At 59.2% G+C, this 12,472-nt stretch carries 11 protein-coding genes; 4 read left to right on the plus strand and 7 right to left on the minus strand.

Translation table 11 applies throughout. The annotated features are described in order from the left end of the window. Positions 1 to 109: 109 nt before the first annotated feature. On the minus strand, positions 110 to 1,828 hold the full coding sequence (gene aceK, locus ACM6IT_RS13180) for a bifunctional isocitrate dehydrogenase kinase/phosphatase (protein ID WP_056721377.1): 1,719 nt from the start codon (positions 1,826 to 1,828) through the stop codon (positions 110 to 112). A 159-nt stretch (positions 1,829 to 1,987) separates the two neighbouring features. On the opposite strand from aceK, the gene ACM6IT_RS13185 reads away from it, so the two are divergent. Beyond that, positions 1,988 to 2,896: a DMT family transporter gene (locus ACM6IT_RS13185; RefSeq protein WP_414918148.1), complete on the plus strand. Its 909-nt coding sequence runs from the start codon at positions 1,988 to 1,990 to the stop codon at positions 2,894 to 2,896. A gap of 114 nt (positions 2,897 to 3,010) precedes the next feature. Here the strand turns inward: ACM6IT_RS13185 and ACM6IT_RS13190 are convergent, their stop codons facing one another. From ACM6IT_RS13190 to cysK, 3 genes are all read right to left on the minus strand, one after another. Continuing rightward, positions 3,011 to 3,874, minus strand: coding sequence for a DMT family transporter (locus tag ACM6IT_RS13190; protein WP_056721373.1), 864 nt, complete (start codon positions 3,872 to 3,874; stop codon positions 3,011 to 3,013). A 465-nt stretch (positions 3,875 to 4,339) separates the two neighbouring features. Continuing rightward, entirely contained in the window at positions 4,340 to 5,278 is a 939-nt protein-coding gene (locus ACM6IT_RS13195) for an aspartyl/asparaginyl beta-hydroxylase domain-containing protein (protein WP_056721371.1), read from the minus strand. A gap of 263 nt (positions 5,279 to 5,541) precedes the next feature. Further along, positions 5,542 to 6,516: a cysteine synthase A gene (cysK, locus tag ACM6IT_RS13200; protein WP_056721369.1), complete on the minus strand. Its 975-nt coding sequence runs from the start codon at positions 6,514 to 6,516 to the stop codon at positions 5,542 to 5,544. Between the two features lie 130 nt (positions 6,517 to 6,646). Here cysK and ACM6IT_RS13205 point away from each other — a divergent pair, with 130 nt between their 5' ends. From ACM6IT_RS13205 to ACM6IT_RS13215, 3 genes are all read left to right on the plus strand, one after another. Further along, complete coding sequence (locus ACM6IT_RS13205) at positions 6,647 to 7,723, plus strand: DUF748 domain-containing protein (RefSeq protein ID WP_414913217.1); 1,077 nt, start codon at positions 6,647 to 6,649, stop codon at positions 7,721 to 7,723. Between the two features lie 146 nt (positions 7,724 to 7,869). Next, positions 7,870 to 8,715: an AAA family ATPase gene (locus ACM6IT_RS13210; RefSeq protein ID WP_007911294.1), complete on the plus strand. Its 846-nt coding sequence runs from the start codon at positions 7,870 to 7,872 to the stop codon at positions 8,713 to 8,715. Between the two features lie 12 nt (positions 8,716 to 8,727). Next, positions 8,728 to 9,906 (plus strand): vWA domain-containing protein, encoded by a 1,179-nt coding sequence (locus ACM6IT_RS13215; RefSeq protein WP_056721361.1) that lies wholly within the window; start codon positions 8,728 to 8,730, stop codon positions 9,904 to 9,906. A gap of 117 nt (positions 9,907 to 10,023) precedes the next feature. On the opposite strand, the gene ACM6IT_RS13220 is transcribed toward ACM6IT_RS13215, so the two are convergent. From ACM6IT_RS13220 to ACM6IT_RS13230, 3 genes are read right to left on the minus strand one after another with little or no spacing between them, the layout of a single operon-like run. Next, a complete protein-coding gene (locus tag ACM6IT_RS13220) occupies positions 10,024 to 10,950 on the minus strand; it encodes a biotin-dependent carboxyltransferase family protein (protein ID WP_414918149.1) in 927 nt (308 codons plus the stop codon). After that, positions 10,947 to 11,651, minus strand: a complete 705-nt coding sequence (locus ACM6IT_RS13225) for a 5-oxoprolinase subunit B family protein (RefSeq protein ID WP_056721357.1) — start codon at positions 11,649 to 11,651, stop codon at positions 10,947 to 10,949. Before ACM6IT_RS13225 ends, ACM6IT_RS13220 begins: the two co-directional genes overlap by 4 nt. Further along, on the minus strand, positions 11,648 to 12,400 hold the full coding sequence (locus ACM6IT_RS13230; RefSeq protein ID WP_056721355.1) for a 5-oxoprolinase subunit PxpA: 753 nt from the start codon (positions 12,398 to 12,400) through the stop codon (positions 11,648 to 11,650). Before ACM6IT_RS13230 ends, ACM6IT_RS13225 begins: the two co-directional genes overlap by 4 nt. Positions 12,401 to 12,472 lie beyond the last annotated feature (72 nt).

Consider the following 12,472-nt stretch of genomic DNA (forward strand, 5'->3'; position numbering starts at 1 on the left):
TGGCATGGATTGGCTGGTTCCCCTGTAGGAGCTGCCGAAGGCTGCGATCTTTTGATCTTGTCGACGCGTCTGAAAAACAAAATCAAAAGATCGCAGCCTGCGGCAGCTCCTACTCGTTATCGAGGCCTTTACGCCGATACGGAAACACATCAATCACCTTCCCCGCCCGAATCGCTTCCTGCAGGCTCTTCCAGTAATCGGCGTTGTACAGCTCGCCATGCAGTTGATCGAACAACTTGCGTTGCCCGAAATCGGCAAACAGGAACGGCGGAAACTCCTCCGGGAACACATCCAGCGGCCCGATCGAATACCAGGGTTCGGAAGCCATTTCATCTTCCGGGGTGCGGGGTTGCGGGATATGGCGGAAGTTGGCCTCGGTGAGGAAGCAGATCTCGTCGTAGTCGTAGAACACCACCCGACCGTGACGGGTGACACCGAAGTTCTTCAGCAGCATGTCGCCGGGAAAGATGTTGGCCGCCGCCAGTTGCTTGATCGCCAGCCCGTAGTCTTCCAGGGCCTCACGCACCTGCGCCTCGTTGGCGTGTTCCAGGTAGAGGTTCAGCGGGGTCATGCGGCGCTCGGTCCAGCAGTGGCGGATCAGCACCGTATCGTCTTCCACCGACACCGTGGACGGCGCTACTTCCAGCAGCTCCTCCAGGCACGCCGGATCGAACTTGCTCAGCGGAAAACGGAAATCGGCGAATTCCTGGGTATCGGCCATGCGCCCGACGCGGTCGACGCTTTTCACCAGGCGGTACTTTTCGATCACCGTGGCGCGGTCGACGTTTTTCGACGGCGAGAAACGGTCCTTGATGATTTTGAACACGGTGTTGAAACCCGGCAGGGTGAACACGCTCATGACCATGCCGCGCACGCCTGGGGCCATGATGAACTGGTCGTCGGTGTTGGCCAGGTGATTGATCAGCGCCCGATAGAACTCCGACTTGCCGTGCTTGTAGAAGCCAATCGAGGTGTACAGCTCGGCAATGTGCTTGCCCGGCAGAATACGCCGCAGGAAGCCGATGAACTCCGCAGGCACCGGCACATCCACCATGAAATACGAACGGGTGAACGAGAAGATGATCGATACGTCCGCCTCATCGGTGATCAGCGCATCGATCTGGATGCCGCGACCCTCCAGGTGCAGCAATGGAATTGCCAGCGGCCATTGCTCGTCGGCGGTGTAGATGCGCCCCACAAGGTACGCGCCTTTATTGCGGTACAGCACCGAGGAAAACAGCTCGACACTCAGCTCCGGGTCTTTGCACACCCAGTCCGGCAGATTTTCGCGCAGTTGCGCTTCGAGGCGCTTCAGGTCCCCGGCCAGGTCGGCGTAGTCCTCGCTGAAGCGATAGTCGGCGAAGATGCTGGCGAGCATCGCCGACAATTGGCCTTGCGGCTTGTAGGTGCGGGTTTGCGCGGCCCGGGCACGGCGAAGGCTCGGCCGGGTGGTGTGGATGAACATGCAACCGTCGCTGATCAGGTCATGGCTGAACAGCCCGCAGAAGATCGAGTTGTACCAGGTCTCGGACAGTTCATCGTCAAAACGCAGGTCGATCAGGCTGATGTAGGCGTTTTTGACCAGCGGCCAGCAGCTGACGTCCAGGGTGTCGGCGTCAAACGCGGTGCGCAGTCGCTCCACCGTTTCACCGACCTTGTCTTCGTACAGATTGATCCGTGCCGCCGACGCCGTCTGCGTTTCCTGCCACCTGGCCTGTTCGAAGCGGGCCCGGGCGCCGTCGGTGATCTGGCGAAAATGCTCGCGGTAATCGTCAAAGCCATCGAGTATCAAGCGGGCGATGTCGGCGGCTGGCCATTGCTGCGGCATGGTGAGACCTCTGCGGGAATTCGGGAGGCTTGAGCTTAGCCAGTGAACCGGGTGCAGGAGAAGCGTAATTTTCCAGCCGAATTAAATGCCCGGTTTTCGGTTGCCATCGATCACACACTCAGCAACACTTTCGCCCCTCCCCCAAGGAAGGACCTCGCTGTGAACCCCGTCGATATTTTCCGTTTACTGTCCCTGGCGGCCATTTGGGGTGCGAGTTTTCTGTTCATGCGCATCATCGCCCCGGTGATTGGCAGCATTCCTACCGCTTTTTTCCGAGTATCGATAGCCGCTGCCGGACTGCTGGTGATTCTTGGGCTGATGCGCATCAGTTGGGATTTCAAGGGCAAACTCAAGACCGTGATGCTGCTCGGGGTGATCAACTCCGGGATTCCGGCGACGCTCTATTCGGTGGCCGCGCAGGTGCTGCCGGCCGGTTACTCGTCGATCTTCAATGCCACGACACCCTTGATGGGCGTGCTGATCGGCGGCCTGTTTTTCCATGAAAGGCTCACTGGCGCCAAACTTGGCGGCGTGTTTCTGGGGCTGTTCGGCGTGGGCGTGCTGACCCGTGCCGGGCCGGTGGCGTTCGATATGGAACTGCTGATGGGTGCCGTCGCCTGCCTGCTTGCGACCACCTGCTACGGATTTGCGGGGTTTCTGGCCCGCCGCTGGCTCGATCAGGCCGGTGGTCTGGACAGCCGTTTGTCGGCACTGGGCAGTATGCTCGGAGCGACGTTGTTCCTGCTGCCGCTGTTCGGCTACAGCGTGATCAGCCAGCCACCCGCAAGCTGGGGCGGCTGGAGTGTCTGGCTCTCGTTGCTGGGGTTGGGTCTGGGATGCACGGCGTTTGCGTACATTATTTACTTCCGGCTCCTGAGCTCGATTGGTCCGGTGAAATCGATGACTACGACCTTTTTGATCCCGCTATTCGGCGTGTTGTGGGGGGCGCTGTTTCTCGATGAGCCGCTGTCGTTGGCGCATATCTATGGCGGGTTGTTGATTGCGCTGGCGTTGTGGCTGGTGTTGAAGCCGGCTGTCGTGAAACCGGGCTTGGTGGCTAATCGATAGCGTTGTGGTGTTGTGGATGACGCCTTCGCGAGCAAGCCCGCTCCCACAGGGTTCCGTGTTGTACGCAAAATCCGTGTACGACATCAATCACTGTGGGAGCGGGCTTGCCCGCAATTACGCGGTTTTACGGAACACAAACACCAGACCGACGATGATCAACAGCATACCGAACAGGCTCAACAGCGCCAGGCGATTGCCGAAGATCAGATAGTCCATCACCGCCGTGACCGCCGGCACCAGGTAAAACAGGCTGGTGACATTCACCAGATTGCCCCGGGCGATCAAGCGGTAGAGCAACAGTGTCGCCAGCACCGACACCACCAGCCCCATCCATAGCACCGGCAGGATGAAACCGCTGCCGTGCTCGAAGTGAAACGGCTGGAAGGGTACGAAAATCCCGCACAACAGCAGTCCGGCCAGATACTGCACCGGCAGTGTGCCGAGGGGATTGTCGGTGATGCGTTTCTGCATGATCGAACCGAAGGTCATGCTCGCCAGCGCCAGCAGACCGAAAAGCATCCCGACCAGCGACATCCCGGCCAGCCCGATGCCCTGATAGACCACCATGACCAACCCGGTCAGCCCCAGGGCCAGGCCGAACATCCTGCTCCAGGAACGCTGGCGCTCCATCAGCACCACGGTGAGGATCGGCTGCACGCCCATGATGGTCGCCATCACCCCAGGCGTGACTTTAAGGTCCAGGGCCAGCAGATAGAAAATCTGATACGCCCCCAACAACACCACGCCGGTGGCCATCGCATACAGCATCGGCTTGCCACCCGCGGGCAACTTCAGCTTGAGCAACGGCACCAGCAACGCCAGGCCGCCCAGGGCGATGACGAAACGAAACATCAGGAAGGCGAAGGGCGACGCGTGGGCAAGCCCCCATTTGGAGAAAATCGCCCCGCTGCTCCACAGCAGAACGAACAGGCTCGTGGACGCCGCCGCGAGCGCGGACTTTTTCGAAAGGACAAACATGAAGACCACCTGTAGTCAGGCAAAAAGCCAACTCAGCCGAAGCTGAAATTCAGTAGTTTTTCCAGGCAGGCAGGGGAACAGCACAAAGCAGCTGATCAGCCCGAAATGCCAACGCCTGGCGGTGATACGACTGCGCACACCGGCGTGCTACTGACAGGTGGGGGGTAATGACTGATCTGCCCGGGCTGCTGATTCCCGCACGGCACGACGCCAGCGTTGACCGCTGAATCGACTACCGCGTTGATGAGGGATGCAGGCATTGGGCTGATCTTTTCTCGAAGGATAAAAAGTGAGTCCGAAACTCACCGTGCGCCGACTATAACCAGCGTACGACATGGATTGCAACGACTCGGCAACGACAGTCGGCACAGAGTCCGCATTGTGCGGTGGAGGAGCACTCAGGGATTACGTGAAGATCCATAAAAAACCGCTCACAACGAGCGGTTTTTTATTCTGTCTACGGCTTCAGCCGAACAACCAATACCCCAACAACGTCGCCACCGCCACCGCCAGCACCGGACGTAGTACGCGGTAGGCCTTGGGGTTGCGCCGCTTCAATTGCTTGACCACGCCACTGAATTTATCACTGGAACTCTTGCTCCAGGCATAGACCCGGTTAATCCCCCCCACACGCTCGTCGTCCAGGTTCTGAGGGGCTGTGGCGCGACCCAACCAGGTGCTGACACCGCGATTGACTCGGGTCATGAAGCGATTGCTCAGTGGACGCTCGATATCGCAGAACAGAATGACACGGGTCTTTTCCGTTTCATTCTTGACCCAGTGCACGTAGGTCTCGTCGAACATCACGTCTTCACCGTCGCGCCAGGCGTAAACCTGCCCATCGACAAAGATGCGGCAAGCATCGGAATTGGGGGTGGACAGGCCCAGGTGATAACGCAGGGAGCCGCCAAACGGATCACGATGCGGGTTGAGGTGGCTGCCGCCCGGCAGCAGCGCGAACATTGCACCTTTGACGCTGGGAATGCTGTTGACCAGTTCCACGGTTTTCGGACACAAGACCTCGGCGGAAGGCAGCGGTTTGTCATACCACTTGAGATAGAAACGTTTCCAGCCCTTCTTGAAGAACGATCCGAAACCGGCGTCGTTGTTCTTTGCCGCCGCGCGGATATACCCCTCGTCGAACAAGTGCATCGCTTCATCGCGAATCACCTCCCAGTTGTCCTTGAGCACATCCAGTTCCGGGAACTTGCTGCGATCCAGATACGGTTTCGAAGGCACACCGGAAAACAGGTACATCAAGGCGTTATAGGGGGCGAACAGTGCCGAATGGTTAACGAACTGGCGCAGAACCGGCAGGCGCGCCTTACCACGCAAATGCACATAGAGGGTGCTGCCGAGAAACAGCAACAACAACGATGCCTTCGCGGCAACCGATAAGGTCATCAACAACTCCTTTGAAGATAGACTGCACTGCACCACGTCTATTGCCCGACATGGCTGCCAGTATGATAAACACTACCGACCCGGTGAAAACCTGCACTTTTCAACATTCAATGTTAATGAATGTGCAACAAAGCATTTATTAACATAAGGTGCCTGAACGCTGGCTGATGTAATCCATCATCAACCGGACCAGTTCAATGGATCGCAACCAGCGATAACGCCTCAGCCATCACCGCCAGCCACAATCGGCCAATGTTTAGTGCTTACTGCTGATTCTCCTGCTCGGTAAACAGATCACTGAACAGCATGCTCGACAGGTAACGTTCACCGGAATCCGGAAGAATCACCACGATGGTCTTGCCCTGCATTTCCGGGGTCTCGGCCAGCCGAACGGCCACTGCCATGGCGGCACCGCAGGAAATCCCGCACAAGATTCCTTCTTCCTGCATCAAGCGCAAGGCCATGGCCTTGGACTCTTCGTCACTGACCAGCTCCACCCGATCGACAATCGACAAATCGAGGTTCTTCGGCACAAAACCGGCACCGATGCCCTGGATCTTGTGCGGGCTCGGCTTGATTTCGTCACCGGCCAGGGCTTGGGTGATCACCGGAGACACCACGGGTTCCACCGCCACCGAGAGTATCGGTTTGCCCTGGGTATTCTTGATATACCGTGAAACCCCGGTGATGGTTCCACCGGTTCCGACGCCTGCCACCAGCACGTCGACCGCGCCGTCGGTATCGTTCCAGATTTCCGGGCCGGTGGTTTTTTCGTGGATGGCCGGGTTGGCCGGGTTGTCGAATTGCCCCGGCATGAAGTACTTCGACGGGTCGCCGGCAACGATTTCACCGGCTTTCTCGATCGCCCCCTTCATACCCTTGGCCGGCTCGGTCAACACCAGTTCGGCGCCCAGTGCCTTGAGCACCTTGCGGCGTTCGATACTCATGGATGCCGGCATGGTCAGCATCAGCTTGTAGCCCCGGGCGGCGGCCACGAAGGCAAGGCCTATGCCAGTATTGCCGGAGGTGGGTTCGACGATGGTCATTCCCGGTTTGAGTTTGCCGCTACCCTCGGCATCCCAGATCATGTTCGCGCCGATCCGGCACTTTACCGAGTAACCGGGGTTGCGCCCTTCGATCTTGGCCAGGATGGTCACACCACGCGGCGCAATGCGATTGATCTGCACCAGAGGCGTGTTGCCGATGGAGTGGGCGTTGTCAGCGAAAATGCGGCTCATGGCTGGGTCCTTAACGACAGCATTGAAATAGGGCATCAAGGTAAGCCCTCTTGCCTGCAGGCGTCCAGTCAGGTCGAACGTCCGCTTATCAGTGCAGTCAATGGCTTTAGATCGCCAGAGATTTGCCGCCATGAAACGTCGATACAGTTGGCCCCTGCTAACCCTCATCGGCCTCGTTGTGTTGCTGATAACGCTCCACATCGCCTTGCCCTATCTGGTGCGCGACTACCTCAATGAGCGGCTGGCGAACATGGGCGACTACCGTGGCCAGATCACCGACGTGGACCTGGCCCTGTGGCGCGGGGCCTACAAAATCAACGGACTGAAAATCGTCAAGATCGATGGCAAGGTTCCGGTGCCTTTCGTCAACGCGCCGTTGATCGACCTCTCGGTCAGTTGGCATTCGCTGTGGTACGACCGGGCGGTAGTGGCCGAAGTGCAGTTCATCAATCCCGAGATCAACTTCGTCGACGGCGGGGCCAACAAGAAAAACTCCCAGACCGGCGAGGGTACCGACTGGCGCGCGCAACTAGGCAAGCTGCTGCCCATTACCCTGAACGAAGTGCAGATCAACGATGGCAAGATCAGTTTTCGCAACTTCAACTCCAAACCACCCGTAAACATGAATGCCACAAAAGTGGATGCCAACATCTACAACCTGACCAACGTGGTCGACACCAAAGGCAAGCGTGATGCGCGCTTCAAAGGTAAAGCCCTGCTGCTGGGGCACGCGCCACTGGAAACCACGGCCACTTTCGATCCCTTGAGCGACTTCGAAGACTTCGAGTTTCGCTTGCGCACCACGGATATCGAACTCAAGCGTTTGAACGACTTCGCCGCGGCCTACGGCAAGTTCGACTTCAATGCCGGCCATGGCGACGTGGTGATCGAAGCCTCGGCCAGCAAGGGGCGACTGACCGGCTATATAAAGCCACTGCTGCGCGATGTTGATGTGTTCAACTGGCAGCAGGATGTACAAAACAAGGACAAAGGACTGTTCCGCTCGATTTGGGAGGCCCTCGTCGGCGGTACCGAGACCGTCCTGAAAAACCAGGGCAAAAACCAGTTTGCGACACGGGTTGAACTCAAGGGCAACGTGCATCAGAAAGATGTCAGCGCATTCCAGGCTTTTTTACAGATTTTACGCAATGGTTTCATCCAGGCATTCAATGCGCGGTATGAGCGACCCCAGCCGGATTCAGGCTGAGTCACCAAGTGACGCCCCATTCAGAGACTGAATAAGCCGTCTGCGTTCACAGTCGACCGGGCACCGCGTTATAGTCGGGGCTGACCATTTTATTGCGCCCCCGCCCTGCCTCGTTCAGGTCGGCGTTACCGTTCGAGGATTAGCAGATGAAGTTCGAAGGCACCCAGGCCTACGTCGCCACCGATGACCTGAAGCTGGCGGTCAACGCCGCCATCACCCTGGAGCGGCCATTGCTGGTCAAGGGCGAACCGGGCACCGGCAAGACCATGCTCGCCGAGCAACTGGCCGAATCCTTTGGCGCCAAGCTGATCACCTGGCATATCAAGTCCACCACCAAGGCCCACCAGGGCCTGTACGAGTACGACGCGGTCAGCCGCCTGCGCGACTCGCAACTGGGCAACGAAAAAGTCCACGACGTACGCAACTACCTGAAAAAGGGCAAGCTCTGGGAAGCCTTCGAATCCGAAGAGCGGGTGATCCTGCTGATCGACGAAATCGACAAGGCCGACATCGAGTTCCCCAACGACTTGCTGCAAGAACTCGACAAGATGGAGTTCTACGTTTACGAGATCGACGAAACCATCAAGGCCAAGAAACGTCCGATCATCATCATTACCTCCAACAACGAAAAAGAGCTGCCCGACGCCTTCCTGCGCCGCTGCTTCTTCCACTACATCGCTTTCCCCGACCGCACCACCCTGCAAAAGATCGTCGATGTGCACTACCCGGACATCAAGAAAGACCTGGTCAGCGAAGCGCTGGACGTGTTCTTCGACGTGCGCAAGGTGCCGGGCCTGAAGAAGAAACCTTCGACCTCCGAGCTGGTGGACTGGCTCAAGCTGCTGATGGCCGACAACATCGGCGAAGCGGTGCTGCGCGAGCGCGATCCGACCAAGGCTATCCCGCCGCTGGCCGGTGCGCTGGTCAAGAACGAACAGGACGTGCAACTGCTGGAGCGTCTGGCGTTCATGAGCCGTCGCGGCACCCGCTAAGAGGCTGATGCCATGCTGCTCAACCTGTTCAATGAAATGCGCGCAGCCAAGGTGCCGGTCTCGGTGCGCGAGCTGCTGGACCTGATCAACGCGCTGAAACAGCGCGTGACCTTCGCCGACATGGACGAGTTCTATTACCTGTCCCGGGCGATCCTGGTGAAGGACGAACGGCATTTCGACAAGTTCGACCGGGCCTTCGGCGCCTACTTCAATGGCCTGGAAAAGCTCGACGACCACCTGCAGGCACTGATCCCGGAAGACTGGCTGCGCAAGGAGTTCGAGCGTTCGCTGACCGACGAAGAGCGGGCGGCAATCCAGTCCCTCGGTGGCCTGGACAAGCTGATCGAAGAGTTCAAGAAACGCCTCGAAGAACAGAAGGAACGCCACGCCGGTGGCAACAAATGGATTGGCACCGGTGGCACCAGCCCGTTCGGCTCCGGCGGTTTCAACCCGGAAGGCATTCGGGTCGGTGATGCCGGCAAACGCCAGGGCAAGGCGGCCAAGGTCTGGGACCAGCGCGAATACAAGAACCTCGACGACTCGGTTGAGCTGGGTACGCGCAACATTAAGGTCGCGCTGCGTCGCTTGCGCAAATTCGCCCGTCAGGGCGCGGCGGAAGAACTCGATATCGATGGCACCATCGACCACACCGCCAAGGATGCCGGCCTGCTGAACATCCAGATGCGACCGGAGCGGCGCAATACCGTCAAGCTATTGTTGCTGTTCGACATCGGCGGCTCGATGGACGCCCATGTGAAGATTTGCGAGGAGCTGTTCTCGGCCTGCAAGACCGAGTTCAAGCATCTGGAGTACTTCTACTTCCACAACTTCATTTATGAATCGGTGTGGAAGAACAACATGCGCCGCACCTCCGAGCGCACGTCGACCATGGACCTGCTGCACAAGTACGGTGCCGACTATAAAGTGATCTTCATCGGTGACGCGGCCATGGCGCCGTATGAAATCACCCAGGCGGGCGGTAGCGTCGAGCACTGGAACGAAGAAGCCGGTTACGTGTGGATGCAGCGGTTCAAGGAGAAGTACAAGAAGCTCATCTGGATCAACCCGTATCCGAAGGACACCTGGGGCTATACCTCGTCGACCAATATCGTGCGGGATTTGATCGAGGACCAGATGTATCCGCTGACCCTTCGGGGGTTGGAGGAAGGGATGCGGTTTTTGTCCAAGTAGAAATTCGTCGCCTGTGAAGGCCTCTTCGCGAGCAAGCCCGCTCCCACATTGGTTTTGTGCACGACACAGATCAAATGTGGGAGCGGGCTTGCTCCGGGCGGCGATCCGACGAAGCTTTTAGCGGTGAGTGAAACGCTGCAAGTACTCGACCTGTTCGCGATGCGCCATTTCCTGCACCACCGGCCGCAACCGCACCTTCGCCCCCGGCAAACACTGCGCCAGCCTCGCCAGCGCCAACGGCGTCAACGCTCCCAATCGCGGATAACCGCCAATGGTCTGTCGATCGTTGAGCAACACAATCGGCTGCCCGTCGGGCGGCACCTGGACTGCCCCCAACGGAATACCTTCGGAAATCATCGGTTGGCCCTGGTACTGCAGCGCCGCGCCCAACAGGCGAATGCCCATCCGGTCGGCTCGGCTGTCGATGCTCCACACGCTGTTGAACGCATCGAACAGGCTCTGCCCGCCAAACTCGCCAATCTGCGCACCGAGCACCAGATCCAGCAATGGCTCACCGGTGAAATCCGGCACCCATTGGCCCGGCAACTCCCGGAGCAATACCAGCGAGTTCCCCGAGTAGCTCAAGGACGCGCCTTTACCCAGCGCATGGCCCATTCCGTCCAGGCCGCCGAGTTCCTCACGCACCACCGTCGCGCTGCTGCCCAGCACTTTCGGTGCATCAAACCCACCCGGCGCCGCCAGATAGGCCCGGGCACCGAGTAGCGGCCGGGTGAATTGCAAACGCTGACCTTTGTGCAACCTGAAACTGCGCCAAGGCGCCAGCGCCTCGCCATCCACCTGCGCACCCAAATCCGCTCCGGCCAGCGCCAGTACGCAATCATCCTCGGCAACGACGGTGAACCCGCCGAGGGTGATTTCGATCACCGACGCATCCAGTCCGTTGCCCAACAGCCAGTTGGCCCAAGACATCGAACGCCAATCGGCCGCTCCGCCCTGGGTCACGCCCAGATGCCGCACGCCGAATCGGCCGGCATCCTGCAACAGGCACAGCGCCGTACTCGCTTCAATCATCAGACGGCTCATGCCTGGGCCTCCAGTGGCGTATCGTCACCGCCCAGGTTAATGAATTCGGCATGGCCGACCGCTTCGAACCTTACGGTGTCACCGGGTTGCATCAAGCTGTAGCCGTCACGGTTGCGATCGAACAGTTTGGTCGGCGTGCGGCCGATCAAATTCCAGCCCCCCGGCGACACCACCGGGTAAGCCGCCGTTTGTCGTTCGGCGATGCCGACACTGCCGGCGGCGACTTTCTTGCGTGGCGTGTTCAGACGCGGCGCGGCGAGCACCTCCTCCACCAACCCCATGAAGGCGAAGCCCGGTGCAAAGCCCAGGGCAAACACCTGGTACTCACGCTCGCAGTGACGACGGATCACCTCCTCCACCGCCAATCCGCTGCGTTGCGACAACAGGCTCAGTTCCGGCCCGACACTCAAGTCGTACCACACCGGCAACACATGGCAGGTACCGCGCGTACGCGCATTGGGCGACAGATCGATCAGTGCCAGGGCAATCAACTCGCGGGCCTGGGCGGGACTCAGTGCGTTCAAGTCGTAATGCACCATCAAGGTGGTGTAGGACGGCACCAGATCGATCAGATGCCCGGCGAATGCCGCGCGCAGACTTTCACTGGCCGCCAGCATCCACGGCATGTTGGTTTCGGCAATTTCATCGAACAGGCGCACCATCAGGCAATCCAGCGCCACAACCTCTACCCGCAGTTTCATGACGCGCTCTGCCGGTTCAAGGCTTCACGGATACGTTGCACGGCAGCGACCGAACTGGCGTTGTCGCCGTGCACGCACAGGGTATTGGCCTGCAAATGCAGGGCACTGCCGTCACTGGCGGTGAGCGGATCGCCACGGGCGATGGTCAGTGCCTGCCCGATGATTGTTTCCGGGTCGTGATGCACCGCTCCCGGCAGTTGTCGTGACACCAGCCTGCCGGCGCTGTCATAAGCACGGTCGGCAAAGGCCTCGAACCACAGGGTCACGCCGTATTCATCGCCCAGTTGTTGGGCGGCGCTGTTGTCGCGGGTGGCCATCAACATCAACGGCAGGTTGCGGTCATAGGACGCTACCGCTTGCAGCACAGCGCGCAGCAGTGTCGGGTTGGCCATCATGTCGTTGTACATCGCGCCATGGGGTTTGACGTAGCTGACCCGCCCGCCCTGGGCCCGGCAGATACCGTCGAGGGCGCCGATCTGGTAATGCAGGATGTCTTGAAGTTCCTGGGTGGCATAGGCCATGGAGCGACGGCCGAACCCCACCAGGTCCTGATAGGCCGGATGCGCACCAACTTGCACACCGTGGCCGAGGGCCAGGCTGACAGTCTTGCGCATGATGCTCGGGTCGCCGGCGTGAAAACCGCAGGCGATGTTGGCGCAATCGATGAAGGGCATGATTTCCGCGTCCAGACCCATGGTCCAGCTGCCGAAACTCTCGCCGATGTCGCAGTTCAATAGCAGGCGGCTCACACTGAACACTCCTGTAGGCTTTATTCTTTTCAGCTGTGGGACATATCTATAAGACAGCCCCGCAGGTTATCA

The organism is Pseudomonas sp. IT-P4 (assembly GCF_949767755.1).
Taxonomy (GTDB): Bacteria; Pseudomonadota; Gammaproteobacteria; order Pseudomonadales; family Pseudomonadaceae; genus Aquipseudomonas; species Aquipseudomonas monachiensis.